Raw genomic sequence first — 24,733 nt, 5'->3', positions numbered from 1 at the left:
CAACTTGATTGCTACCTTACCGCGCAGGCTGCGCTGGAGCATGCTGGTATTTGCGCTCGGCTTTGGGATCGCACTCTGGTCGGTCTTACAAACCGTGCAAGTCGATGTTCCTCTTGAAGAAGGAATGATGATGAAACGACTGTTATTGATGCCAGCCCTGCTGGCGCTTGCCGTCTTTTTCCTGACCTCCGCCTGCGCCACCAAGGCGCCCGTCGCGGCACCGGCTGCCGCCATCGCACCCGCTGCGCCAGAATCGCCGTACATGGCGCAAGTCGTGGGCGTGCAGTGGCTCAATCCCCTCCAGCGGCGCGACTATCCGACGGAATGGCAATTGCTGTGGACGCTGGGGCTGGCCAAGCCGAACAAGGACGATAGTAAAGTGAAAGAGAATCCTATGCGTTTTGGCAAGGTGCAATCGATCGGCATGATTGCTTCCGGTAGTAACGGTAGCGAAACCTTTGAAGGCTACCACCAGCAATACGTTGCGGAGTTAATTTATCGCTTTCGTGACATTTATTTTTCCAGCAAAGAGTATTTTTACAATGCCCACTCGTTGACCGACAAATCCACGCGCCGCGAACTGGCGGGCATCCACGTCGAATACGCGTTGCCTGCGGGACGTTTGGATCCCATACAAGCCGAAAAATATGTGCAGGATACAATCAGGCGCGCCTTCAGCATCGGCAACCCCTCCTTCCCCGACTCCTGGACCACTGCCACGCCGCCCGACGTGCGCGTGACGATGGGCGGCGCTAATGCGGGCTTTACGTCACTAGCGGCCGGCCTGGCGTATCTGCAGGCGAACCCCGACAAGACGGTGTGGGTGATGAACTGGGACGCGCCCAGCTATCCGCCCAAGGATGAGCAGATCAATGAAAACATGGTCTTGCTGGTGCTGGCCGGCCCGAGCTACAAGACGGACCGCGCGCCGCTGGCGTGGCTGGGCTTTCCCGCGACGCGCAGCGCCGCCGATTTCGCCGCCGGCAAGGGCTCCTCGCCGCGCGCCGTGCAGGCCTGGAGCGGCGCCATCGACGCCGCCGCGCGCAATGCGCAATTGACCGATGACGCCATCGGCTACGTCATCCACGATGCGGGCAGCACCTATCCTGTTTCGTCAGAGCGGATTGGCCCGCTGGCGCAAAGCCTGACGGAGCAATTGCCCGACTTCGATTGCAACCGTCAAACCTTCAACATGCCGGCGCTCCTGGGTGAGACGGGCGCCGGCACGGCGCTGACGAACGTGGCGCTGGCCATCGCCCACGCGAACCACGTGGGCCGGCCCGTCCTGGTGGCGGGCACCAGCGACGCGCAGACATTGACCGCGCTGGTGGTGGCGCCGCCGGCCGTCTTGCGGCCCGTCGATCACGAACAGCCGTGGTTCCGCGCGCGCGGCGGCAATACCGTGTTCTTGCCATGGTGGGGCCGGCGCTTCGATGCGCGGCCGGGGTCGCAAGGCTATTCGCGCTGAGGAGCCGGCGGGGCGGCCGCTTCCGGCGGCGTATCGTCATCCTGCAGCACGCGCAGGCCCGGTCCGACGAGGTCGTCGAACTGGCCGCTGTCCGAGGCCGTGAAATACACCCACAGGGCGATGAAGACGACCACGACGCTCAAGGGGATGAGGAGATAGAGAGCTTCCATCAGACTTTCCGCAGGCGCAGGGCGTTGGCGATGACGACGGCCGAGCTGGCAGCCATGCCGACGCCAGACAGCCAGGGGTTGAGGTAACCCAGCGCGGCGGCCGGGATGGCCGTCAGATTGTACAGGGTTGCCCAGCCCAGGTTCTCGCGGATGATGCGCATGCTGCGCGCCGCCGTTTTCGCCGTGTCGAGCACGGACACCAATTGGCTCGACAGCAGCACCGTGTCCGCATGCGCTTGCGCCAGCGCCGCGCCGGACCCCATGGCGAAGGACACGTCGGCGCCGCTCAGCACGGCGGCGTCGTTGATGCCGTCGCCCACCATCGCCACCACGGCCCCCGTCGCCTGCAACTGCTGCACGAAATCGAGCTTTTCATCGGGCAGGCATTCGCCGCACGCCGTGTGGATGCCCAGTTCCGTCGCCACGCTTTGCGTCAGCGCTTCCTGGTCGCCGCTGAGCAGCACGACCTGCTTGCCGCGCCGCTGGAAATATGCGACGACTTCGCGCGCCTCGGGACGCAGCGCGTCGCTGAGCAGGAAACGCGTCAGCCAGCGCCCCTGCGTGCCCAGGTACAGCGGCGTCATGCCCTGCATGCCGACGGCCGTGTCGCCCAGCGGCGGCCCGGCGAGGGCGGCGACAAAGGCCGCATTGCCCAGGCGGTAGCGCACGCCATCGACGATGCCTTCCAGGCCCTGGCCCTGCACTTCTTGCAAGTGCTCCGCATGCGCGCGAGCCTGTTCTCCTGCGGCAAGCAAGATCGCCTGCGCCAGCGGATGGGCGCTGCCCGCTTCGAGCGCGGCGGCCACTTGCAGGCTAGCGTCTTCCGTCATGCCGCCGAGTCCCTCGGTCTGGCGCAGCACGGGCCGGCCCAGGGTCAATGTCCCCGTCTTGTCGAAGACGATGTGGGTGGCGCGGTGCAGGGTTTCCAGCACATGCGGCTGGACGATCAGCACGCCGCGCCGCAGCAGGCTGTCGGTGGCGGCCGCCAGCGCCGTCGGCGTGGCGAGCGACAGTGCGCAGGGGCAGGACACGACCAGCACGGCAATGGCCACGGGCCACGCCTGCGACGGGTCATGCCAGCTCCAGAAGGCGAACACGGCGACGGCGAACAGCAGCAGGCCCAGCACGAACCAGGCGGCCACCTTGTCGGCCCACTGCGCGATCTGCGGCTTGCCGCTGCCGGCCCGTTCGATCAGTTTCAGCAGGTCGGACAAGGTGCTTTCGCGCGCCGGCTTGAGCACGCGCAAGATGAGCGCCGCGCTGGCGTTGATGGCGCCGCCGGGCACCCGTTCTCCCGTTTTCCTGCGCTGGGCCGCGCTTTCGCCCGTCAGCAGCGACAAGTCGAGCGCGCTCGTGCCCTCGATGATGACGCTGTCGGCGGCGATCGCCTCGCCCGGTTTCACCAGGATGACGTCGCCGACGGCCAGGCTGCCGGCCGGCACCAGGCTGGTGGCGCGGTTGTCCGGGAAGCCCGCCATCAGGGACGCGGAGGCGGGCAAGGCGTGCTGCAGGCGCTCCAGCGCCGAGGCCGCCTTGCGGCGCGCCTGCAGCTCGAAATAGCGGCTGCACAGCAGGAGGAAGATGAACATCGTGGCCGAGTCGTAATACACCTCGCCACGGCCGGTAAACGTCGCCACCACGCTGCCGAAGAAGGCGGCCAGGATGCCCAGCGCGACGGGCACGTCCATGCCCAGGGTGCGCGCGCGCAGGCTGGCCCAGGCGCCCTGGAAAAACGGCATGGCCGAATAACAGATGGCCGGCAAGGTCAGCAGCAGGCTGGCCCAGCGCATCAGGCTGGCCATGCCGTCGTCCAGGGTGCCATCCTCTGCGGCCAGATAGGCGGGCGCCACGTACATCATCACCTGCATCATCGACAGGCCGGCCACGAACAGCTGGCGGCCCAGGGTCTTGCTGGCCTTTTGCAGGCGCTCGCCATGGCGCACGGCGTCATACGGATAGGCCGTGTAGCCGACTTGCCGCACGGCTTGCAGGATGTCGCCCGGCTCGCACTGGGCGCGGCTCCAGCGCACGTACAGGCGTTCCGTGGCGACGTTCAGGCTGGCCGCCTGCACGCCGGGCAGGCGCGTCAGTTGGCGCTCGATCAGCCAGACGCAGGCGGCGCAGCGGATGCCTTCGACGGAGAGCGTTGCTTCGCAACTGCTGGCGTCGCGCGCGAATTGCGCATCGTCATTGCTGTACAGGCGCAGCTCGGGCGGCACCATGGTGGCGCCGGCCGCGTTGACGGCATACTCATCGCGCTCGCGGTAGTAGGCGCTCTGGCCGATGTCGACGATGGTTTGCGCCACCGCTTCGCAGCCGGGGCAGCACATGGCGCGCGGCACGTCGTCGATGGTGACGTGCCAGCTGGAGCCGCCGGGGACGGGCAAGCCGCAATGGAAGCAGGCGGAGGGTTGTAAAACAGCATTCATAGGTTTGATTTCATGCGTCTTTTCATGGATGGCCCGTGACGCACAGGGCGTCGAGCCAGCCCAGCGACACGCCATTGGCGGCACGCAGCAGGCCCAGCAGGCCAAAGCCCAGCACCAGCAAGCCGCTGGCGATGCGCACGGGACGACGCTGCATCTGCGCGCGCAGGCGCGTGCCCAGCAAGCCCATGCCCAGCAGGGTGGGCAGGGTGCCCAGGCCGAAGGCGCCCATGGCGGCCGCGCCGTGCAGGGCCGAACCTTGCATCATGGCCGTCAGCAGCGCGCTGTAGACCATGCCGCACGGCACCCAGCCCCACAGGCCGCCCACGGCCAGCGCCTTGAACGGCGTATCCATCGGCATCAGCGGTTTCAACAGGGGGCGCACGCGGCGCCAGACGACGTTGCCGGCCGCTTCCAGGCGGGCCAGGCCGCGCCAGGCATCCATCAGGTACAGGCCCAGGGCGACGAGCATCAGGTTGGCCAGCCAGTAGCCGGCCACTTGCAGGGACGCCAGGTGCAGCATGCCGGCGCCCGCCAGGCTGCCGGCCAGGGCGCCGGCCAGCATGTAGCTGGCGATGCGCCCGCCGTTGTAGGCCAGCACGCGCAGCACGTTCGATTGCACGCTTGTCTGCAATGCGGGGCGCGCCACGGCGATGGCGATCACGGGGCGGGCGGGCGCAGTGCCGCCGCTGATCGACAGGGCGCCGACGATGCCGCCGCACATGCCGATGCAGTGCACGCTGCCGGCCAGGCCGACCAGGAACATGGGCACGAGGCTGAGGGCGTTCATCGGGCGCGATTACACCGTTTTCGAGTAGCGCAGCGGCTGCACGGCGTCCGGCGCCGCATTGGCGCGGGCCATGGTCAGGTAGCGGTCGAAAACCATGCAGATATTGCGGATCAGCAAGCGCCCTTTCGGCGTCACCGTCAGCCAGTCTTCCTCGATGACGAGCAAGCCATCGCGCGCCAGTTCGCGCAGCTTTTCCAGCTCGGCGGCGAAATAGCTGCGGAATTTGACGGGGTGCGCCTGCTCGATGGTGGCGATCGACAATTCGAAATTGCACATCAACATCTGGATGATGATACGGCGCAACAAATCATCGGTATCGAGCTTGATGCCGCGCGCGATCGGCAGCACGCCTTCGTCGAGCTTTTCGTAGTAGGCGTCGAGCGTCTTTTCATTCTGGCTGTAGACGGCGCCGACGGAACTGATGGCCGACACGCCGCAGGCGATCAGGTCCGCCTCCGCGCGCGTCGAATAGCCCTGGAAGTTGCGGTGCAAACGGCCTTGCCGCTGCGCCACGGCCAGGTCGTCCGTGGGCTTGGCGAAATGGTCCATGCCGATGTAGACGTAGCCGGCGGCCGTCAGGCGCGCGATGCACAGGCCCAGCATGGCCAGCTTGCTGGCGCTGTCGGGCATGTCGGCGTCGAGGATGCGGCGCTGCGGCTTGAACAGGTGCGGCATGTGCGCGTAGTGGTACAGGGCGATGCGGTCCGGGCTGGCGGAAATCACCTTGCGCAGGGTTTCCGTCATCGTGTCCAGGCTTTGCTTGGGCAAGCCATAGATCAGGTCGATGCTGATCGAGCGGAAACCGGCGTCGCGCGCCGCCTGCATGATGGCCACCGTTTCCGCTTCCGGCTGGATGCGGTTGACGGCCTTCTGTACGTCGGCGTCGAAATCCTGCACGCCCAGGCTGATGCGATTAAACCCTTGCGCGCGCAGCGAAAACACGCGTTCGCGCGACACGGTGCGCGGGTCGATCTCGATCGAATATTCGCCGTCTTCATCGGCCGCGAACTCGAAATGCTGGCGCAGGTGCGCCATCAGTTCGTCCATCTGCTTTTCGCTCAGGTAAGTCGGCGTGCCGCCGCCGAAATGCAGCTGCTCGATCTGGTTCATGCCGGCAAACAGCTTGCCCTGCATGGCGATTTCCTGTTTCAGATAGCTGAGATAGGTGGCGGCCTTGCTGCGGTCTTTCGTGATGATCTTGTTGCAGGCGCAGTAGTAGCACAGGGTGTCGCAGAACGGCACGTGCACGTACAGCGACAGCGGACGACGGCCGCCGCGCATGCGCAATGCGGCCAGCGCTTCGAGGAAGTTGCCATAGCCAAAGTCGGCATTGAAACGGTCGGCGGTCGGATAGGACGTGTAGCGGGGGCCGGACTGGCTCATCTTGCCGATGATGACCGGGTCGAATTCGACGACGGCGTCCAGGTCGGCGGAAGCACTGCTGAGTAGTGTAGGCATGATGTGTGTAAAGTCTTGAAAGGTGTTAGGCGGCCAGGCGTTTCAGAGCGGGCTTACCGGCGTTCGCGGCGCCCGCAGCGCCTGATTTGCCGCCGGGCATGGCGACGCGGCGCGGTGGCGGCATCTTGCCGAAATTGAACAGGCTCACGGCCTGCGACAGGCTGGCCGCTTCTTCCGCCAGGCGCGTGGCGGCCGCGGCCGCTTCTTCCACCAGGGCCGCGTTCTGCTGCGTCACCTGGTCCATGTGGGCGATGGCCTGGTTGACCTGGTCGACGCCGATGCTCTGTTCGCGCGAGGCGATGGAAATTTCCTGCATGATGGCCGTCACCTGCTTGACCGAGCTGACCACCTGTTCCATGGTGGCGCCGGCGCGGTTCACCTGCAGCATGCCGGCGCCCACCTTGCCGACGGAAATTTCAATCAGTTGCTTGATATCCTTGGCCGCCACGGACGAGCGCTGCGCCAGGTTGCGCACCTCGCCCGCCACGACGGCGAAGCCGCGGCCCTGCTCGCCGGCGCGCGCCGCCTCCACGGCCGCGTTCAGGGCCAGGATGTTGGTCTGGAAGGCGATGCCTTCGATCAGGCCGATGATGTCGACGATCTTCTTCGACGAGGTGTTGATGTCATCCATGGTGGTGATCACGTCGGCGACGATCTCGCCGCCCTGCACGGCCACTTTCGAGGCGGCCACGGCCAGTTCGTTCGCCTGCACCGAATTGTCCGCGTTCTGTTTCACGGTCGACGAGAATTCCTCGATGCTCGAGGCCGTTTCTTCCAGGCTGGCCGCCTGCGATTCCGTGCGGCCCGACAGGTCCATATTGCCGACGGCGATTTGCTTGGTGGCCACGGCCATGGTTTCCACGTTGATGCGCACGTCGCGGATGGTGGCGATCAGGTTGCTGTTCATCTGTTGCAGCGCGCGCAGCAATTGCCCCACTTCATCCGTGCTGTCCGTCTCAAAACTGCCCGACAGGTCGCCGGCGGCAATCGCGCGCGCGCCGTTCAGGGCCTTGCCCAGCGGCTTGAGCACGGACATGCGCAAGGTGTACCAGAGGAAAACGTTGATCAGGAAGCCGAACAGGGTGGCGCCGAAGATGGCGTAGTTGGTGATCTTGCCGCCGCTGGCGAACAGGCTGATGATGCACACCAGCAGTTGCAAACAGTTGACGATGGAGGTGGCGGCCCAGATGCGCAGGTTGAGCGACATGTGCGTCAGGTTGTGCAGCAGGTGCGCCAGGCCCGGGCGCACGATCTGCCCGTTCTTGATGACGATGTTGCCGCCTTCCTTGTTGCGGATGGCCGCGTAGGCTTCCTCGGCCGCTTTCACTTGATCCTTGTCGGCCTTCACGCGCACCGACATGTAGCCGATGGTCTTGCCCGCTTCGCGGATGGGCGTGACGTTGGCGCGCACCCAGTAAAAGTCGCCGTTCTTGCAGCGGTTCTTGACCAGGCCCGTCCACGGCGTGCCGGCCTGGATCGAGGCCCACAGGTCGGCGAACGCTTCGGCCGGCATGTCCGGGTGGCGCACGATGTTCTGGGGCGAACCGAGCAGCTCTGCCTCGCTGAAGCCGCTGACCTGGCTGAAGTAGGGGTTCACATACACGATATTGCCGTTCATATCCGTTTTCGACACGATGGCCTGATCGTCCAAGACGAGGACTTCACGGTTAGTCACTGGCAAATTTTGGCGCATGGTCGCGGCTTCCTGATCGGTTAAATGAGCAATTGGTGGGTAAGACTTGCACGATTGCAAGAATGGAGATCAGTGTAAGGATTCGCCTGCGCAAATTTATTGATGTAGATCAAAATCCTCCAGATTGGTCGTGCTTGCACGCATTTAATCCACGCCCGCCGTCAGCGGACGCAGCTTGCCCACGGCGTAGCCTTGCGCGTAGTCGATGCCCAGTTCGCGGATGACGGCCAGGGTGGCGTCGTCTTCCACGTATTCGGCCACCGTTTTCAAGCCCATCACGTGGCCCACTTCATTGATGGCCTTGACCATGGCGCGGTTGATGGCGTTGCTGGCGATGTCGCGCACGAAGACGCCGTCGATTTTCAGGTAGTCGACGGGCAGCGCTTTCAGGTAGCCGAACGAGGAAAAGCCGCTGCCGAAGTCGTCGAGCGAGAAGCGGCAGCCCATGGTCTTGAGCTGGCGCATGAACACTTGCGCCTTCGGCAGGTTGGCGATGACGGCCGTTTCCGTGATTTCAAAGCAGATTTGCTCGGGCGCGATGGCAAATTGCACGAACTGTTCGGTGATGTAGTCGTGCAAGCCGGCATCGGCCAGCGACAGGCCCGACAGGTTGACGGAATACAGGGCCGGTGTGCGGCGCCGGCTTTCCGCCAGCGCTTCGATTGGCGGCAGGCTGTCGCGCACGCTCTGGATATGCGCGCAGACGGCGCGGATGACCCAGCGGTCGATGGACAGCATCATGTCGTAGCGTTCGGCGGCCGGGATGAAGGCGCCGGGCAGTATCAGATCGCCCTTGCTGTTGCGGATGCGGATCAGCACTTCGTCGTGGTGTTCCGGGCCGTCGTGCAGGTGCACGATGGGCATGGCGTACAGGCGGAAATAGTCGTGTGTGAACGCTTCGTTCAGGCGCGAGATCCACAGCATTTCGCCATGCCGCTGCGCCAGCATGACGTCGGACTCCTGATACACGTGCAGGCGGTTGCGGCCCTGTTCCTTGGCCAGGTAGCAGGCCTGGTCGGCGGCGCTCAGCAGCTCGCTCATGGACTTGCTGTCCTGGTTGATTTCCACGATGCCGATGCTCACGCCCAGCTCGAAGCTGCGTTCGTCCCAGGCGAAACGGAATTCGCGCACGGACTGGCGCAGCTGGTCGCCGATCTGGCGCGCATGCTCGAGCGCACAGTGGGGCAGCAGCACGCCCAGTTCGTCGCCGCCGAGGCGCGCCAGGATGTCGCTGTCGCGCATCCGCCCCTGCAGCATCTTGGCCAGCAGCTGCAGCAGCACGTCGCCGGCGCCGTGGCCGCAGGTGTCGTTGATGACCTTGAACTGGTCCAGGTCCAGGTACAGCAGCGCATGGACGTGGCCGGCCTGCTTGGCCGTGTGCAGGGCGCCGGCCACCAGGTGTTCGAATTCGCGCCGGTTGATCAGGCCCGTCAGGGTGTCGTGCGTGGCTTGCCACGACAATTGCTGGCTCAGCTTGCGTTCATGGCTGACGTCGCGGAACACGACGACGGCGCCGAGGATGTCGCCGTCGCGCGACCAGATGGGCGCGGCCGATTCCTCGATGGCGATGCGCCGCCCTTCGCGCGTGAGCAGTTGCGAGTGGGGGGAAATGCCGATGGCCTGGCGCTGTTGCAGGCAGCGCATGGCCACGTGTTCAAGCGCTGCGCCCGTGCGTTCATCGGCCAGCGGCATGGTCAGGCCGATGTCCAGGCCTTGCGCCATGTCGTTGCTCCAGCCCGTCAATTGCTCGGCCACCCGGTTCAGGTAGCGCGTCTTGCCGTGCGGATCGGTGGTGATGACGCCGTCGGCGATGGAGCTGAGCGTCACTTCGGCCAGTTCCTTGCGCTCGGCGATCATGAGCTCGCGCGCCATGTGCTCGGTCACATCCCAGATCACGCCCAGGGTCCGCTCGGGGCGGCCGGCCGCGTCCGTGAAGACCTGCGCCTTGGCCGACAGCCAGTGCTCGCTGCCGTCGGGCCAGACGACGCGGTATTGCAGCGCATAGCCGTCGCCGTGCCGCATGCCTTCCTGCAGCACGGCCACCACCTTGTCGCGGTCATCCGCATGCACGCAGTCGAGAAAACTGTGGAACGGCTGCGTCAGGGCGCGTTCTTCCAGGCCCAGCAGGGCGGCGCCCTTGGCCGACCAGCTGACGCTGCCGTCGATGACCTGGCCATCGACGATGCGCGAATCCCAGATCGCCATGTGCGCCGCTTCCAGCGCCATCTGTAACCGTCTCTGCAGATCGCTCATCGCCGTTCCCCCGCACGCATACTCGGATAGACACGCGCCCAGCGCTTAGGTTCCCGGCGCCTCGGCAGGCGTGGCGGCCGTGGCGCGCGCCACGTCGCGCACGTTCTTTTGCACGGCCACGGCGGCGAACAGGCTGAGCAAGAACGCCATGGCATAAAACCCTTTCTCGCTGTTTTGCAGGGTGGCGTTCCACAGGCCGACCGTCAGCAGCAGCAAGGCCAGCAGCACGGAGATCCAGCACAGGCCGAAATAGATGCCGGTGACGGCGATGCCCTCGCTGCGGTCGCGCACGGACTTCTGCAGCGAGATGGCGGCGAACAGGCCATACATGAGGATGGTGAAGTAATAGCCCTTCTCGTTGAGCGCCATGGTGGCGTTCCACAGGCCGGACAGGTAAGTAAGGATGCCGATAAGCAATGCCGCCCAGGAAGCGCCGATGAAGGCGCTGCTGGGGCGTGGGGCGGGGGAAGTCTGCATAGGGTCTCCATGGACAGCGGGCGCCGCCGGCATGGCCGGGGCGGCAGGCACGGATGCGCCTGCCGCCCCATCAGACCAGAAAGCTTATTTGGGTGATTTGACCATGCGCAATAAAGCCGACACGGCCGTGACGCCGGCCAGCACCAGGCCACCGGCGATGAGGCCGGCCACCGCGTTGATCAGGCTGGGCGTGACGGCCGCCAGCACGGGGCCGATGGCGGCCACGCCGCCGACGGCTGCTACCGCGTGGTGCAGCATGGCGCTGGCCCATGGCCAGCCATGCGTCAAGATGCCGCCGCCGACCATGAACATGGCCAGGGTGCCGACCACGGAGAGAAACTTCATCAGTTTCGGCGCCGCCGAGACGAGCATGCGGCCAAAGCCGCGCACGCCGTCCATCAGCGCGCCCGCGCCCTTGCGCGCCGCCAGATAAAAGCCCGCGTCATCGAGCTTGACGATGCCGGCCACCAGGCCGTACACGCCCACCGTCATGATGAGGGCGATGCCGACCACGACGGCCACCTGCTCGGCAAAGGTGGCCGTGGCCACCGTGCCCAGGGCGATGACGATGATTTCCGCCGACAGGATGAAATCGGTGCGGATGGCGCCCTTGATCTTGTCCTTTTCCAGCGCCACCAGGTCGACCTGCGGGTCGCGCAGCGCCTGCGCCAGCTCGGCCTTGTGGCTGTCGTCGGGGTGCAGGTATTTGTGGGCGATCTTTTCGAAGCCCTCGAAGCACAGGTAGGCGCCGCCCACCATCAGCAGCGGCGTGATGGCCCACGGCGCAAACGCGCTGATGGCCAGCGCGGCGGGCACGAGGATGGCCTTGTTCTTCAGCGAACCGACGGCGACGGCCCACACGACGGGCAGTTCGCGCTCGGCGCGCACGCCGGCCACCTGCTGCGCGTTCAGGGCCAGGTCGTCACCGAGCACGCCGGCCGTCTTCTTGGCGGCCACCTTGGTCATCAGGGAAACGTCGTCGAGGATGCTGGCGATGTCGTCGAGCAGGGCCAGCAGGCTGGAGCCGGCCATCTCAGCGCGCTCCCGCGGTGGTGGCAGGGAATCGTGGAACGAGGAAAGTGTTGTTTTTCATGATGTTATTCTTGGTTGTACGGCAAGGGGTGACGTGGGTCAGGCATGACCGCGATCTTACCTCAGGCGGGGCCGGCAGGGCCGCACGGGCCGGGTTAAAATTGCCTCTCGTCCCCATTTTTGGAAACCGCATGCCCTTTGCCACCTGGATCACCTTTGTCGTCGCCGCCTCCATCATCGCCGTCTCGCCCGGCTCGGGCGCCGTGCTGTCGATGTCGCATGGCCTGTCGTACGGGGTGAAAAAGGCCAGCGCCACCATTCTCGGCCTGCAACTGGGCCTGCTGGTGGTGCTGGGCATCGCCGGCGCCGGCGTCGGGTCCCTGCTGCTCGCCTCCGAAGTGGCCTTCAGTATCGTCAAGACGGTGGGCGCGCTGTACCTGATCTACCTGGGCCTGTCGCAATGGCGCGCCAAGGTGGCCGTGGCGGGCGACCTGCATGCCGACGCCGTGGCGCCGTCCATGGGCCGGCGCGTGCTGACGGGTTTTCTCACCAATGTGACGAATCCGAAGGGCATCATCTTCATGGTGGCGGTGTTGCCGCAATTCATCAGCCCGACGTCTCCGCTGCTGCCGCAATTGCTGATCCTGGCCGTCACCATGTGCACGATCGACCAGATCGTCATGCACGGCTACGCTTTTCTCGCTTCCTCGATGCAGCGCTTCTTCCGCGACGCGCGCGCCGTGAAAAAGCAGAACCGCTTCTTTGGCGGCTTGCTGATGGCCGTCGGCGCCGCCCTGTTCTTCGTCAAGCGCGGCGGCCAGGCGGCCTCCTGAAAGAAGTCAATATGCAAACATTTGTAAGCCCGCTTGCGATGTCCGCACTATGCGGATGTAATCGATAGCAATCATTGTTGTCAGTCCTGCCTGGAGCGCTGCCATGCGTCCGACCCTGTCCTCCCCTTTTCTCAACACCGTGTGCGCCGTGCTGCTGTCGTCGGCCTGCTCCCTGGCCCTGGCGCAGGATCCGCCCGCCCGCGTGGGGCGCATTTCCACCGTCGAAGGGCAGGTGCTGGTGCGCGCCGGCGATGGCGACGCGCAAAACGCGCTGCTGAACTGGCCCGTCACGACGGATAACCGCCTGACTACCCGGCGCGGCGCGCTGGCGGAGTTGCGCGTGGGCGCGGCCGCCGTGCGCCTCGATGGCGATTCCGAGCTGGAAGTGAGCGAGCTCGATGACGACAGTTTCAAATTGCACCTCGGCTATGGCACGGTCAGCGTGCGCGTGCGCAATCCCGATGCGCTGCGCGGCGTCGAGCTGACCACCGCCCAGGCCCGCGTGATTCTGACCCAGCCGGGCTGGGTGCGCATCGAGGCGGGGCGCCAGCCCGGCACCAGCGTCGTCAGCGTGCTCGACGGCGCGGCCGCCGTGGATGGCGCGACGGGCAGCGTGACCTTGCGCGCCGGCAAGCGCGCCGAGTTGACGGACGAGCAATTGCGCACGGGCGCCTTGCAGAGGATCGCCTTCGACAACTGGCCCGAAGCCTTGCCCGCCGCCGCGCCGGCCTTGCGCTATGTCACGGACGATACCACCGGCTATGAAGAGCTGGACCGCTACGGCGCCTGGCAGGACGATGCGGAATATGGCCCCCTGTGGCTGCCCGCCAGCGTGCCGCCGGGCTGGGCGCCGTACAGCGACGGGCGCTGGACGTGGATCGCGCCGTGGGGCTGGACCTGGGTCGACAATGCGCCGTGGGGCTATGCGCCCTCGCATTACGGCCGCTGGGTGCTGCTGGGCCAGCGCTGGGGCTGGGCCCCGGGCCGTGAGCGCGGCCGCGTGCCCTGGGCGCCGGCGCTGGTGGGCTGGGTGGGCGGCAATCACGGGACTGGCCACGGCCAGCATCCCGGCGTGGGCTGGTTCCCCCTGTCGCCGCACGAGCGCTACGTGCCTGGCTACCGCGCCAGCGCGGACTATGAGCGCCGCATCAACCGCGTGGCCGAAGGGCACCGCCCCGTGGCGGGCGAGCGCGAGCGCCGCAACCGCACCATCATGCCGGCCCCCGTGCTGCAAAGCATGCCCTTGAGCACGCCACCTGCGCCGGCGGGCAACTGGCAGCGTCCCGTTGATGCGCCGCGCCAGCAAGATGGTTTCCGGCGCGACTGGGGCAACCGCCCTGGCCGCTTGCAGACGGACGATGGCCAGACGCACCTGGCGCCGCGTCCCATGCAGCCGAACCGGCCGCCCGTGCCTGCCCAGCCGCAACAGCCGCCGATGCCGCCGATGCCGGCTCAGCCCCGGATGCCGGCGGTGCCGGCCTTGCCGCCCGTGCAAGACCAGGTGGCCCGTCCCGGCTGGCGCGGCGAGGAGCGTTCCCGCGCCGAGCGGCCAATGCCGCGCGAGCGCAACAACGAGCGCGGCGCTCCCGGGCGCAATGGCCGGATGCAGGAAGCGGAGCGCTGACGGCCGTGCCGTCTGTCGCGCCGTATCGACGTTCAAGCCGCAAAATGCGCAGTTCGTCACATACGGGAGGTAAAACTGCCGTGGTTTGTCTACAGTACGACCACTGCTTATCCTCCAAGTGACAGCATCGACTTTTCCGGCTATTTTGTCTCAACGAAATAGTTTTCCGCCAGCTTACCCAGCTGGCTTTTTTTTTGCCTTGCCGCCTGCGCCATGGCGGCGGGCGCGCCCGCCCTTAAAGTTGGCTACAATACGCTTTTATGCAGCCGTCGCGCGATGTACGCTGCGCCGCCTGTTCTGACCGGCACTGATTGGATTTCCCATGCAAACCACCCCTCCAAGCGAACACATCATTCCACCCAGCGAATCGCTGATCGAATATCCGAGCGATTTTCCCATCAAGATCATGGGTCCGACGCACGTCGATTTCGCCCCGACCATGCTGGAACTGGTGATCAGCCACGATCCGACCTTTCACGCGGGCCGCATGGAAGAGCGCCCGTCGGGCAAGGGCAACTACACGGGCCTGACCGTCACCGTGCGCGCCATCAGCCGCGAGCAGCTCGACGCCCTGTACACGGCGCTGTCGGGCCATCCGATGGTGAAGATCGTCATGTAAGCAATGTGGGCGCTTCGCGTGCCTGGAAGGCGGCGATTTCTTCGCCCAGCCAGGCACGGAAGGCGCGCACGGGCTCGCGCTGCGCCGCAGCGGGCGGGCTGACCAGGTAATACGAGTCGGCGCAGGGCACGGCCGTATCGAACAGGCGCACCAGCCGCCCCGCAGCCACCTCCTGCAGCGCCACCACATGGCGCACCAGCGCCACGCCGTCGCCGTCGATGGCCGAGCGGATCAGCATCGACAAATCCTCGTACAGTACGCCGCCCACTGGCTCGGCCAATGGCAAGCCAGCCGCCGCCAGCCACGGCCGCCACGGTTCGAGCGAGCGCAGCAAGGTCGCTTGCGCCAGTTCGTCCGGCGTGGCCGGCAAGCTGCCGCCCCGGTAGCGGGGACTGCAGACGGGGTAATACACATCGCCCATCAGCGGCTCTACCAGCAGGCCCGGATAATGGCCGCGGCCGAAGCGGATGCCCACGTCGATGCCTTCACCTTCCAGGTCCTGCAAGGCGCCGCTCGTCTGCAGCACCACTTCGATGCCGGGGTGGCGTTCGATGAAATGCCCGAGGCGCGGCGCCAGCCAGCGCGCCGCAAACGAGGGAATCGCCGTGATCGTCAGCCGCGCATTGGCGGGCGCAGGCCGCAGGGCTTGCGCCGCCGTGGCGATCTCGCTAAACGCCTTGCCCAGCACCAACGCAAATTGCCGCCCCTGCGGCGTGACTGTCACATGGCGGCCGTTGCGCAGGAACAGCAGCAAGCCCAGTTCTTCTTCCAGCTTGCGCACCTGGTGGCTGATGGCGCCGTGCGTCAGGTGCAGCTCCTCGGCCGCGCGCGAGAAATTGTCGTGGCGGGCCGCCGCCTCGAAGGCGCGCAGTGCTGAGAAATTCGGCAATCTGGACATGAGATTTAATGTGAATAAAAGTAACCAAAAAGCCGAATATAACTCGTTTTGACGGCAGTGAGCTGCACTTTATGATGAATCCTGTTCACTTATCCACAGAAAGGCCCGCCATGTCCCTCATTTTGTATGTCGACCGTAACCGCATCAGCCCATACACCCTGTCCGCCTTTGTCGCCTTGAGCGAAAAGCAGCTGCCCTTCGCCGTGCGGGACGTCGACCTGGACGCGGGCGCGGCGCGCCGGCCGCCGTTCGGTACCCTGAGCCTGACGCAGCGCGTGCCGGCCATCGAGCATGCCGGCTTTATCCTGACGGAATCGAATGCCATCGCCGACTACCTCGACGACGCCTTTGCCGCGCCCGATTATCCGTCCGTCCTGCCGCGCGACATGCGCCAGCGGGCGCGGGCGCGGCAGGTACAGGCGTGGCTGCGCAGCGATTTGCTGGCGCTGCGCAACGAGCGCGATTCCACCGTCGTGTTCCACCCGCCCCGCGCGGCGCCTGCGCCGCTGTCGCCGGCGGCGCAGGCCGCTGCCGCCAAGCTGCTGCAGATCGCGGGCGAACTGGTGCACGGTGAGCACCTGTTTGGCGCCTGGAGCATCGCCGACACGGATCTGGCCCTGATGTTGTTGCGTTTGATCAAGAGCGGCGCGCCGGTGCCGCCTGCCTTGCGCGACTATGCGCTGGCCCAGTGGCAACGCCCTGCCGTGCAGCAGTGGCTGGCGAAGGTGCCGCAGCCGTCCTAGTCAGCCGCCACACGAGGGCAAAGGCCGCGCTGGCCGCCGCCGTCACCCACAGCAACGGCTTTGCGCTGCCGTCCGTGATGGCCGCGATGACGGCGCCGCAGGCGGCCGTGATGAGCATTTGCACGAAGAAGAACAGGCCCGAGGCGCTGCCCGCTTGGTCGCCATACGGCTGCAGCACAGCCAGCTGGCAGGCGGGGATGGCCATGCCCACCGACACCATCACCAGCAGCATGGGCGCCACCAGCGACGCCACGTGTTGCGGCGCCAAACTCCCCGCCAGCAACAGGCTGGCCGCCCCCGCCACATTGATCAGCACCGCCACGCCCAGCATGTGATCGGCGCCCAGGCGCGGTCCCAGCGCGCGGAACAGGCTCGATCCCGCCACATAGCCGCTGACCGTCAGCGCGAACACCAGCGCATACGCGTGCGGCGACAGATGCATGCCCCTTTGCAATAGCACGGACGATTCCGCGATGAAGGGGAAATACGTGCAATACACGCAGCCGATGGCCAGCGCATAGCGCAGGAAATACGCGTCGCCCAGCAGGCGGCGGTACAGGGCCAGGGTATTTCCCTGTGGTATGACGCTGGCCGGTCTGGTTTCCGGCACCCAGGCGGCGATCAGCCCCAGCGACAGCGCGCCCAGCGCACACAGCACGCCAAACACGGCGCGCCAGCCGAACGCCGCGTCAATCATGCTGCCCGCCAGCGGCGCCAGGATGGGCGACAGGCCCATCACCATCGAGATTTTCCCCAGCATGCGCGCCTGCGTGGCGGGATCGAAGCGGTCGCGCACCATGACGCGGCCGATGATGGTGCCGCTGCAACCGCCGAACGCCTGCAGCACGCGCGCGGCGATCAGCACGTGGACGTCGCAGGTCACGGCGCAGACGATGCTGGCGAGCACATAAATGCCCGTGCCGGCCAGCAGCACGGGCCGGCGTCCGTAACGGTCGGCCAGCGGCCCGCAGGCGAGCATCGAGGCGGCCGAGCCGGCCATGAACAGGCTCAGGGTCAGTTGCAACTGTGCATCGCTGGCATGCAGGGCATCGGCCATGGCCGGCAGCGAAGGCAAATAGATGTCGATGCTGATGCGCGACAGGCAGACCAGCAGCAGCACGATGCCGCCCCAGGCCCATAAAGCGAGTTGTTTCTGCATGGTTTGACACGATCTCTGCAAGCGTGCGCCCCGCTGGCGCACCGGAACGGTAAGAGTAGGACGGTTGTGGTGTAATGCGAAGTGCCAGTCATCAGAAAACTCATTGGACCACTTGGACGATTATCATGCCGCGAGGAAAATCACCGCACGCCCTGGACTTGCCTCGCCCCACCAGCTGGCTAGCCAAGGCGGGCGTCAACAAGCAGGATGGCGCGTATGAAGCGCTGCGCTCGGCCATCCTGACGAAGATGCTGCCGGCGGGCAGCCGCTTGCCGTCCAGCCGCACCCTGGCCGAACGGTGGGAGCTGTCGCGCGGCACCATCGAAACCGTGTTCGACCGCCTGCACGCGGAAGCGTACGTGACGCGCGTGCCCGGTTCCGGCACGCGCGTGTGCGCCGTCGTGCCGGAGCGCTTCCTGATGGCGGGATTTGCAGATGCCACCCCGGTCGGGTCATTTTCCGAGCCGGTAGCTGTGTCCGATACGGGCGTGCGCGACGGCTTGCCGTTCGTGGCGCGGCGCGCCGACGCCAGCCTGTTTCCCATGGCCGCCTGGTCCAAGTGCGCCACGCGGGCACTGGCGGCCGCCACGCCGGAGCAGCTGTGCAGCGCCGATCCGGCCGGCTTGCCCCAGCTGCGCCAGCAGATCGCCGATTTTCTCGCCAAGTACCGCGGCATCCGCTGCGACCCGCACGACATCGTCGTCACGACCGGCATCCGTCACGCGATCGACTTGCTGGCGCGCAGCATCGTGCGCGATGGCGACAAGGTCTGCCTGGAAGAGCCCGGCTACCCGGCCGCGCGCGCCCTGTTCGCCCTGGCGGGCGCCGTGCCGGTCGACATCGCCGTCGACGCCGAGGGCATCGATTGCGCCGCCCTGGCCGCGCACGCCAACGCCTGCCTCGCCTATGTGACGCCGGCGCACCAGTCGCCGCTGGGCGTGACCATGTCCGTCACGCGCCGCCTGGCCCTGCTGGAGTGGGCGAGCGACCACGGCGCGTGGGTGGTGGAAGACGATTACGATAGCGAATTCAATTACCAGAGCGCGCCGCTGGCGGCCCTGAAGGCGCTGGACCAGTGCCAGCGCGTGATTTATTGCGGCAGCTTTAACAAGACCCTGTTTGCCGGCCTGCGCGTGGGCTTCATGGTGCTGCCGCCCGCCTTGCGTCCGCAGTTGCTGCGCACCCTGCAGTTGACGGGCCGCTCCGTGGGCGTGACGGAGCAGCTGGCGCTGTCCGCCTGGATGGAGGATGGCGCCTTCGTGCGCCATTTGCGCCAGGCGCGGCAGGCCTACAAGGAGCGGCGCGACCTGCTGCTGGCCTGCCTCGAGCAGACGGCGCCCGGACGCTATACGCTCACCGGCCAGCAGGCGGGTTTCCATTGCGTGCTGTGGCTGCCGCCGGACAGCGACGAGCGGGCGTTTTGCGCGCGCGCGGCGCAAGAGGGGCTGGCGCTGCAGCCGCTCGGCGACTTTTGTCACAGCGTAAGATTGGCGCCGGCCGTGCTGCTGGGCTACACGGCCCTGAGCCTGGCCCAGGTGCGCCATGCTGCACAAAAATTGGGCAGGCTGCTGCTGCCTGCCGACAACGACGAGGCCGCCCCGGCTGAATGAAACGCCGGTCTGGCTTATAATCACGGCTTCGCCGCAGCGTCCCCAGGGCGCCGGCAGCTGATTACAGAATCTGTCATGACCACCACCCGAACCGAAGCGGCGCTGATCCGCGAGCTGGGCCGCGTCGATTACGAGCCGACCTTTGCCGCCATGCGCGCCTTCACCGACGCGCGCGCGACGGACACGCGCGACGAACTGTGGATCGTCGAGCATCCGCCCGTGTTCACCCTGGGCCTGGCGGCCGACCGCGGCCACCTGCTGGCCGGCGCGGAGAACGTGCCCGTGGTGCAGACGGACCGTGGCGGCGAAGTGACGTTCCACGGCCCCGGCCAGGTGGTGATTTACCTGTTGATGGACTTGCGCCGCAACAAGCCGGGCGGCAAGCTGTATGCGCGCCAGTTCGTGCATAAAATCGAGCAAGCCATCATCAACGTGCTGGCGGCGTATAATCTCGCTGGCGAGCGCATCGATGGCGCGCCCGGCATCTATATTGCCGGTGGGCCAGACAAGGGTGCGAAGATCGCCGCGCTGGGCTTGAAAGTGCGCGGCAACGGCTGCACCTACCATGGCGTGTCGCTCAACGTGGCGATGGACCTGGCGCCGTTTTCCTGGATTAACCCCTGCGGCTATTCCGGACTGAAGACGGTGGACATGCGCAGCATGGGCGTGTCGGCGCCGCTGGCCGAGGTGCAGCGTGCCCTGGCCCATGAATTGACCGTATTACTCGATGTAAGCGAAGTACACAGCGCCGCAGGCGCGCCTCAGGCAGCGGATGCCTGAGCAAACAAACCAACATGCCCCTCAAGGGCTTGCAGCCATGACTTCTGAGACCATTTCCAGCACCGCCCCCGCCGCTCCCGCCTACAACCCGAGCGAAAAGCAAAAAGGCGCCAGCAAGACTTCGCGCATCCCGATCAAGATCGTGCCGATCGAACAGATCGAGCGCCTGAAAAAGCCGGACTGGATCCGCGTCAAGGCCGCCTCGGCATCGACCCGTTTCTATGAAATCAAGGACATCCTGCGCGAAAACAAGCTCGTGACCGTGTGCGAGGAAGCCAGCTGCCCGAACATCGGCGAATGCTTCGGCAAGGGTACGGCCACCTTCATGATCATGGGCGACAAGTGCACGCGCCGCTGCCCGTTCTGCGACGTCGGCCATGGCCGTCCTGATCCGCTGGACAAGGAAGAGCCAGCCAACCTGTCGAAAACCATCGCCAAGCTGCGTTTGAACTACGTCGTCATCACTTCCGTCGACCGCGATGACTTGCGCGACGGCGGCGCCGGCCATTTCGTCGAGTGCATCCAGCAAACGCGCGCGCTGTCGCCGAACACCCGCATCGAAGTGCTGGTGCCCGATTTCCGCGGCCGCCTGGAAAAAGCGTTGCTGTTGTTCAAGGATGGCTTGCCTGACGTCATGAACCACAATCTGGAAACGGCGCCGCGCCTGTACAAGGAAGCCCGTCCCGGCTCCGACTACCTGCACTCGCTGAAATTGCTGAAAGACTTCAAGGCCATGTACCCGGACGTGAAAACCAAGTCCGGCATCATGGTGGGCCTGGGCGAGACGGACGAGGAAATCCTGCAAGTGATGCGCGACATGCGCGAACACGACATCGACATGCTGACCATCGGCCAGTACCTGGCGCCGTCGAACAGCCACCTGCCGGTGCGCCGCTACGTGCACCCGGACGTGTTCAAAATGTTCGAAGAGGAAGCGTATAAAATGGGCTTCACCCACGCCGCCGTGGGCGCCATGGTGCGCAGCTCGTACCACGCGGATGAACAGGCGCACAGCGCCGGCGTGGAATCGGCGCTGAATTTCTAAGTACCTTGCGCCGTATCAAAAACCGTCCGCTTTAGCCGGACGGTTTTTTTTGCCTGATTGAGGTGATGTACAACATCCTGTACAATTATCCGCATGTACTTTCAATGCGGGCGGTGGCACGGCATGAATATCCTGACTTTCAGCGAGGCGCGCGCGGGCCTGAAAAGCGTGATGGACGACGTCTGCAACGACCACACGCCCACGGTGATCACGCGCGTGAATGGCGAACACGTGGTGATGTTGTCCTTGTCCGACTACAACAGCATCGAGGAAACCCTGTACTTGCTGGGCACGGCCAAGAATGCCAGCCGGCTGATGGCGTCCGTGGCGCAGATCAAGGCGGGCAAGGCCAAGCCCAGGGAATTGGCGCAACATGAAAAACCGGAAGGCTGAAAACAATCAGCAGGCGCGCGCCGCCGTGCTGGCCTGGACCGATCATGCCTGGGAAGATTATCTGTTCTGGCAAGAGAACGATCTGAAATTCCTGCAAAAAATCAATGACTTGCTCGATGAATGCCTGGCTGACCCGTTCAAGGGCACGGGCAAGCCGGAACCGCTGAAAGGCGAGCTGACGGGTTTCTGGTCGCGCCGCATCGACCGCCAGCACCGGCTCGTCTACCTTCCTGACGGGGGCTGCATCTATGTGGCCGCGTGCCGCTATCACTACGACGACAAATAGGCATTGCCCGGCCGTACCGTAACGCGGTGCGGGCCATGACGCGGCTATACTGATCGATGATGTTTTAAAAACATGATTGACGGAGAAGCCATGGACGTACGCATCGACGCATCGTGGAAGGCGCGGCTGGAGGGGGAATTCGCCGCACCCTACTGGGAACGCCTGGCCGCCTTCGTGAAGGCGGAATATGCGGCGGGGCCGTGTTGTCCACCCGGTAAAACTATCTTCCGCGCCTTCGACCTGACGCCGTTCGGGCAGGTGAAAGTCGTGATCCTGGGGCAAGACCCGTATCACACGCCGGGCGCGGCCATGGGCCTGTGTTTTTCCATGCCCGAAGGCACGCCACCGCAGCCGAGCCTGCAGAATATCTTCAAGGAATTACAGAGCGACGTGGGCGTGATGCGCACGCGCACGGATTTGACCGACTGGGCGCAGCAAGGGGTATTTTTGCTCAACAGCGTGCTGACCGTGCGCGCCGGCGCCGCCGGTTCGCACGCGGCCAAGGGCTGGGAGACGTTGACGGACAGTGCGATCCGCCACCTGTCGGCCGAGCGCGAACACCTCGTGTTCATCCTGTGGGGCGGCTACGCGCAAGCCAAGCGCACCTTGATCGACCCCGGCAAGCACCTGGTGCTGACGGCGCCGCATCCGTCCCCCTTGTCTGCCAGCAAAGGTTTCTTCGGCAGCAAGCCGTTCAGCCTGGCGAATGCGTATTTGCAGGCGCATGGCCAGGCGCCCATCGCCTGGGGCGATACTTGATACATGACGGCAACCGACAGCGGCAGGCGTTGCACCCTGCCGCTGTCTTCGCGCGTAACTCTTAAAAACTCGTCGACAGGCCGGCATAGAGGCTGCGGCGGGCGCCATACTGCGGCGCCCCCACACCGACGCCGGAACCGTCGCGCAGCAGATACGACTTGTCGAACAGGTTGATCAGGGCCAAGCGTCCTTCCACTTTGCCGACGGGCGTGTTCTTCCACGTGTGCGTGAGCGCCGTGTTGACGGTGAAGTAACTCGGCAAATGGCCGGAATTGGGCGCGCCGCCGTCCGGTGTCATGCGCAGGCCGCTGCCGTAGAGGAAGTCAGCGCTCACTTGCGAATCGCCGAAGTGATAATGGCCGCCGCCCGACAGCGTGTACTTCTGGTCATGATCGAGGTAGACATAGTGGCTGCTGATGTAGTTCAACTCATCGGCGCCAAACAGGGCCTGGCCCGAGTTGATGTTGCGCCCTTGCGCCTTTTGCGTGCTGGCGTTGAGGAACAGGCCCCAGTTTTTCTCGCTGTAGATGGCGGACAATTCCAGGCCCTTGGCGTAGCCGTCCGCATAGTTGAACGGCGTCAAAATCAATGCCTGGCCGAACTGGCCTTCGTCGAGCAGGTTGCTGATTTTTTTATAATACACGTCCGCCGTCACGGTCAGCTTCGGACTCACCTGGTGGCTGATGCCCACGTCGTAGTAATGCGTGCGTTCGGCCTTGACGTTGTCCGACTGGCCGATTTCCGGCGCGTTCGTCGTGTTCGCGTACAGGTCGATGCTGGCCTGCGCCGCCAGTTCCTGCGGCGGCGGCGTGAAGTAGCGCGAATAGCCCGCGTGCAGGGCCGTGCCCGGCGCCAGCTGGTACGCCAGGTTGATGCGCGGACTCCATTGCTGCTCGCTCGTGTAGGCGGACACCTTGTCGAAGCGCGCGCCATAGTTCAGGGTCAGCGGCTTGCTGATATGCCATTCATCCTGCAGGTAGACACTGGCCAGGGTGCCCGTCTTGCCGCTGTTGTCGATGATGGAAACCGGCGTGGTGGCGCTTTGCACCCCGTCAATACTTGGGAAGACGGCCACCGTGTTGTCGCTGGTCGTCTTTTGCCGCGTGTAGGCCAGGCCGGCGCGCAGCGTGTGGTCCGGGTGCAGCTTGTAGCTGATGTCGAACTGGGCACCGGAAGCGCTGTTCGCGCGGCGCGAATCCGAGGCCACGCCGTTGTAGATCAGGTCGCCGATGGCGTCCGGCGTGAAGTGCAATTCCGAATACTGGTGGAAGGCGGACACCTGGTAATTGACGTCGCCCAGGCTTTTTTGCAGCGACAGCACGAGGAAGCGGTTCACTTCGCGCTGGTTTTCATTCAGCTGCGACGACGGCAGACTGGACGTGCCCGCCTGCGCATCGCTGTGGCCGGCCAGCGAGAAGGCGGGCGCCTGCTCCGGGTTGTTCGGGATCTGGAAGCGGCCGTTATACGTGCCGAACATGGCGCCCAGGCGCGTGTTGTCATCGAGGAAATACGACAGGCTGCCGAACGATTTGTTCTGGCGCGTCTTGTCGTGCAGGGCGCTGCGCGTATCCTGCGGGTTTTCCACGCCCAGCGAGTTGCCCAGGTAGCTGCCGGACAGGTAGTAATTGAACTTGCCGACGCTGCCGAAAAATTCGGCGCTTGGCTCCACGTGGTCGTGGCTGCCGACCATGACGCCGATGCGCCCACCCGGCGTCAAGCCGCCCTCCTTCGTTTCGATGTCGACGATGCCGGCCGTGCGCAGGCCGAACTGGGCCGGCAAGGCGCCCGTCATGAAATCCGTCTTGTCGATCAGGCGCGTGTCGATGGACTGGCCGAAGCCGCTGATGCTTTCCGGCAGCTGCACGCCATTGATGCGGTATTGCACGTTGGCATGATCATCGCGCACGTGTAGGGCGCCCGAGCCTTTCGAATCCTGCGACACGCCCGGCAGGCGCAGCAGCACTTCATTGAAGGGCGTGTTGTCGCCCTGGCCCAGCATGTCGACCATGTGGCTGTCGATGCTGTAGATGGTGGTGCCGACTTTGGGCGACAGCTCGATGCGCGCGCTTTTCAGGTGGGCGGACGTGACTTCCACCTTTTGCATCTCTTGTGGTGGGGCGTCCGTCGCAGCGGCGGCGTCGGCGGCATGCGCGGAAGCGGTAAACAGGCTGGCAAGGGCGAGCGACAGCGCGCTCAGGCGTGGAGTGTGTTGCATGA

Annotated in this window: 22 protein-coding genes; 11 read left to right on the top strand and 11 right to left on the bottom strand. The window is 65.3% G+C overall.

What is annotated here, in order from left to right:
- The first annotated feature begins 130 nt into the window (after positions 1–130).
- Complete coding sequence (locus J0O65_RS27035; RefSeq protein ID WP_353056254.1) at positions 131–1,468, top strand: hypothetical protein; 1,338 nt, start codon at positions 131–133, stop codon at positions 1,466–1,468.
- Here J0O65_RS27035 and ccoS read toward each other — a convergent pair.
- From ccoS to J0O65_RS26995, 8 genes are all read right to left on the bottom strand, one after another.
- The gene (gene ccoS / locus J0O65_RS27030; protein ID WP_100875003.1) at positions 1,456–1,638 is read right to left on the bottom strand and encodes a cbb3-type cytochrome oxidase assembly protein CcoS; all 183 of its coding nucleotides are present in this window, start codon (positions 1,636–1,638) and stop codon (positions 1,456–1,458) included. The two genes, J0O65_RS27035 and ccoS, sit on opposite strands and share 13 nt — an antisense overlap.
- Positions 1,638–4,067, bottom strand: coding sequence for a heavy metal translocating P-type ATPase (locus J0O65_RS27025; protein WP_215410206.1), 2,430 nt, complete (start codon positions 4,065–4,067; stop codon positions 1,638–1,640). The genes ccoS and J0O65_RS27025 overlap by 1 nt, the downstream gene beginning before the upstream one ends.
- 22 nt (positions 4,068–4,089) lie before the next feature.
- A complete protein-coding gene (locus J0O65_RS27020; protein WP_215410205.1) occupies positions 4,090–4,854 on the bottom strand; it encodes a sulfite exporter TauE/SafE family protein in 765 nt (254 codons plus the stop codon).
- Positions 4,855–4,863: 9 nt separating this feature from the next.
- The gene (hemN, locus tag J0O65_RS27015) at positions 4,864–6,312 is read right to left on the bottom strand and encodes an oxygen-independent coproporphyrinogen III oxidase (protein WP_215410204.1); all 1,449 of its coding nucleotides are present in this window, start codon (positions 6,310–6,312) and stop codon (positions 4,864–4,866) included.
- Positions 6,313–6,337: 25 nt separating this feature from the next.
- The gene (locus J0O65_RS27010) at positions 6,338–8,005 is read right to left on the bottom strand and encodes a methyl-accepting chemotaxis protein (RefSeq protein WP_215410203.1); all 1,668 of its coding nucleotides are present in this window, start codon (positions 8,003–8,005) and stop codon (positions 6,338–6,340) included.
- 144 nt (positions 8,006–8,149) lie between these two features.
- A complete protein-coding gene (locus J0O65_RS27005) occupies positions 8,150–10,258 on the bottom strand; it encodes an EAL domain-containing protein (protein WP_215410202.1) in 2,109 nt (702 codons plus the stop codon).
- A gap of 45 nt (positions 10,259–10,303) precedes the next feature.
- Positions 10,304–10,735, bottom strand: coding sequence for an inner membrane protein YiaA (gene yiaA / locus J0O65_RS27000; protein WP_215410201.1), 432 nt, complete (start codon positions 10,733–10,735; stop codon positions 10,304–10,306).
- A gap of 84 nt (positions 10,736–10,819) precedes the next feature.
- Entirely contained in the window at positions 10,820–11,767 is a 948-nt protein-coding gene (locus J0O65_RS26995) for a DUF808 domain-containing protein (protein ID WP_215410200.1), read from the bottom strand.
- Between the two features lie 191 nt (positions 11,768–11,958).
- On the opposite strand from J0O65_RS26995, the gene J0O65_RS26990 reads away from it, so the two are divergent.
- The 3 genes from J0O65_RS26990 (at position 11,959) to J0O65_RS26980 (ending at position 14,843) form a co-directional block, all read left to right on the top strand.
- Positions 11,959–12,600 carry a LysE family transporter gene (locus J0O65_RS26990; RefSeq protein WP_215410199.1) on the top strand — a complete coding sequence of 214 codons (642 nt, stop codon included), beginning with the start codon at positions 11,959–11,961 and terminating at the stop codon, positions 12,598–12,600.
- A gap of 103 nt (positions 12,601–12,703) precedes the next feature.
- Entirely contained in the window at positions 12,704–14,224 is a 1,521-nt protein-coding gene (locus tag J0O65_RS26985; protein ID WP_215410198.1) for a DUF6600 domain-containing protein, read from the top strand.
- 322 nt (positions 14,225–14,546) lie between these two features.
- On the top strand, positions 14,547–14,843 hold the full coding sequence (locus J0O65_RS26980) for a DUF493 family protein (protein ID WP_152258927.1): 297 nt from the start codon (positions 14,547–14,549) through the stop codon (positions 14,841–14,843).
- On the opposite strand, the gene gcvA is transcribed toward J0O65_RS26980, so the two are convergent.
- Positions 14,836–15,741, bottom strand: coding sequence for a transcriptional regulator GcvA (gene gcvA, locus J0O65_RS26975; RefSeq protein WP_215410197.1), 906 nt, complete (start codon positions 15,739–15,741; stop codon positions 14,836–14,838). The genes J0O65_RS26980 and gcvA overlap by 8 nt on opposite strands.
- Positions 15,742–15,851: 110 nt before the next feature.
- Here gcvA and yfcF point away from each other — a divergent pair, with 110 nt between their 5' ends.
- The gene (gene yfcF / locus J0O65_RS26970; protein ID WP_215410196.1) at positions 15,852–16,484 is read left to right on the top strand and encodes a glutathione transferase; all 633 of its coding nucleotides are present in this window, start codon (positions 15,852–15,854) and stop codon (positions 16,482–16,484) included.
- On the opposite strand, the gene J0O65_RS26965 is transcribed toward yfcF, so the two are convergent.
- Positions 16,378–17,643 (bottom strand): multidrug effflux MFS transporter, encoded by a 1,266-nt coding sequence (locus J0O65_RS26965; protein WP_215410195.1) that lies wholly within the window; start codon positions 17,641–17,643, stop codon positions 16,378–16,380. The two genes, yfcF and J0O65_RS26965, sit on opposite strands and share 107 nt — an antisense overlap.
- Before the next feature lie 125 nt (positions 17,644–17,768).
- On the opposite strand from J0O65_RS26965, the gene pdxR reads away from it, so the two are divergent.
- The 6 genes from pdxR (at position 17,769) to ung (ending at position 22,516) form a co-directional block, all read left to right on the top strand.
- Positions 17,769–19,253 carry a MocR-like pyridoxine biosynthesis transcription factor PdxR gene (pdxR, locus tag J0O65_RS26960; RefSeq protein ID WP_215410194.1) on the top strand — a complete coding sequence of 495 codons (1,485 nt, stop codon included), beginning with the start codon at positions 17,769–17,771 and terminating at the stop codon, positions 19,251–19,253.
- A 75-nt stretch (positions 19,254–19,328) separates the two neighbouring features.
- The gene (gene lipB / locus J0O65_RS26955; RefSeq protein ID WP_215410193.1) at positions 19,329–20,033 is read left to right on the top strand and encodes a lipoyl(octanoyl) transferase LipB; all 705 of its coding nucleotides are present in this window, start codon (positions 19,329–19,331) and stop codon (positions 20,031–20,033) included.
- A gap of 37 nt (positions 20,034–20,070) precedes the next feature.
- A complete protein-coding gene (gene lipA / locus J0O65_RS26950; RefSeq protein ID WP_215410192.1) occupies positions 20,071–21,078 on the top strand; it encodes a lipoyl synthase in 1,008 nt (335 codons plus the stop codon).
- A gap of 123 nt (positions 21,079–21,201) precedes the next feature.
- Positions 21,202–21,471: a type II toxin-antitoxin system Phd/YefM family antitoxin gene (locus tag J0O65_RS26945; RefSeq protein WP_215410191.1), complete on the top strand. Its 270-nt coding sequence runs from the start codon at positions 21,202–21,204 to the stop codon at positions 21,469–21,471.
- A complete protein-coding gene (locus J0O65_RS26940; protein WP_215410190.1) occupies positions 21,452–21,757 on the top strand; it encodes a Txe/YoeB family addiction module toxin in 306 nt (101 codons plus the stop codon). The genes J0O65_RS26945 and J0O65_RS26940 overlap by 20 nt, the downstream gene beginning before the upstream one ends.
- A 90-nt stretch (positions 21,758–21,847) precedes the next feature.
- The gene (gene ung, locus J0O65_RS26935; protein WP_215410189.1) at positions 21,848–22,516 is read left to right on the top strand and encodes a uracil-DNA glycosylase; all 669 of its coding nucleotides are present in this window, start codon (positions 21,848–21,850) and stop codon (positions 22,514–22,516) included.
- Between the two features lie 61 nt (positions 22,517–22,577).
- Here the strand turns inward: ung and J0O65_RS26930 are convergent, their stop codons facing one another.
- Positions 22,578–24,731, bottom strand: coding sequence for a TonB-dependent receptor (locus J0O65_RS26930; protein ID WP_215410188.1), 2,154 nt, complete (start codon positions 24,729–24,731; stop codon positions 22,578–22,580).
- Between the last annotated feature and the right edge of the window lie 2 nt (positions 24,732–24,733).

The organism is Janthinobacterium sp. JC611 (assembly GCF_018682595.1).
In the GTDB taxonomy this organism is placed as follows: domain Bacteria; phylum Pseudomonadota; class Gammaproteobacteria; order Burkholderiales; family Burkholderiaceae_D; genus Janthinobacterium.
This window is presented reverse-complemented; position numbering and strand designations above follow the sequence as displayed.

Coding starts and splice junctions, on each gene's coding strand:
- J0O65_RS27035 (WP_353056254.1), top strand. CDS start 131: ATGAAACGACTGTTATTGATGCCAGCCCTGCTGGCGCTTGCCGTCTTT.
- ccoS (WP_100875003.1), bottom strand. CDS start 1,638: ATGGAAGCTCTCTATCTCCTCATCCCCTTGAGCGTCGTGGTCGTCTTC.
- J0O65_RS27025 (WP_215410206.1), bottom strand. CDS start 4,067: ATGAATGCTGTTTTACAACCCTCCGCCTGCTTCCATTGCGGCTTGCCC.
- J0O65_RS27020 (WP_215410205.1), bottom strand. CDS start 4,854: ATGAACGCCCTCAGCCTCGTGCCCATGTTCCTGGTCGGCCTGGCCGGC.
- hemN (WP_215410204.1), bottom strand. CDS start 6,312: ATGCCTACACTACTCAGCAGTGCTTCCGCCGACCTGGACGCCGTCGTC.
- J0O65_RS27010 (WP_215410203.1), bottom strand. CDS start 8,005: ATGCGCCAAAATTTGCCAGTGACTAACCGTGAAGTCCTCGTCTTGGAC.
- J0O65_RS27005 (WP_215410202.1), bottom strand. CDS start 10,258: ATGAGCGATCTGCAGAGACGGTTACAGATGGCGCTGGAAGCGGCGCAC.
- yiaA (WP_215410201.1), bottom strand. CDS start 10,735: ATGCAGACTTCCCCCGCCCCACGCCCCAGCAGCGCCTTCATCGGCGCT.
- J0O65_RS26995 (WP_215410200.1), bottom strand. CDS start 11,767: ATGGCCGGCTCCAGCCTGCTGGCCCTGCTCGACGACATCGCCAGCATC.
- J0O65_RS26990 (WP_215410199.1), top strand. CDS start 11,959: ATGCCCTTTGCCACCTGGATCACCTTTGTCGTCGCCGCCTCCATCATC.
- J0O65_RS26985 (WP_215410198.1), top strand. CDS start 12,704: ATGCGTCCGACCCTGTCCTCCCCTTTTCTCAACACCGTGTGCGCCGTG.
- J0O65_RS26980 (WP_152258927.1), top strand. CDS start 14,547: ATGCAAACCACCCCTCCAAGCGAACACATCATTCCACCCAGCGAATCG.
- gcvA (WP_215410197.1), bottom strand. CDS start 15,741: ATGTCCAGATTGCCGAATTTCTCAGCACTGCGCGCCTTCGAGGCGGCG.
- yfcF (WP_215410196.1), top strand. CDS start 15,852: ATGTCCCTCATTTTGTATGTCGACCGTAACCGCATCAGCCCATACACC.
- J0O65_RS26965 (WP_215410195.1), bottom strand. CDS start 17,643: ATGCAGAAACAACTCGCTTTATGGGCCTGGGGCGGCATCGTGCTGCTG.
- pdxR (WP_215410194.1), top strand. CDS start 17,769: ATGCCGCGAGGAAAATCACCGCACGCCCTGGACTTGCCTCGCCCCACC.
- lipB (WP_215410193.1), top strand. CDS start 19,329: ATGACCACCACCCGAACCGAAGCGGCGCTGATCCGCGAGCTGGGCCGC.
- lipA (WP_215410192.1), top strand. CDS start 20,071: ATGACTTCTGAGACCATTTCCAGCACCGCCCCCGCCGCTCCCGCCTAC.
- J0O65_RS26945 (WP_215410191.1), top strand. CDS start 21,202: ATGAATATCCTGACTTTCAGCGAGGCGCGCGCGGGCCTGAAAAGCGTG.
- J0O65_RS26940 (WP_215410190.1), top strand. CDS start 21,452: ATGAAAAACCGGAAGGCTGAAAACAATCAGCAGGCGCGCGCCGCCGTG.
- ung (WP_215410189.1), top strand. CDS start 21,848: ATGGACGTACGCATCGACGCATCGTGGAAGGCGCGGCTGGAGGGGGAA.
- J0O65_RS26930 (WP_215410188.1), bottom strand. CDS start 24,731: ATGCAACACACTCCACGCCTGAGCGCGCTGTCGCTCGCCCTTGCCAGC.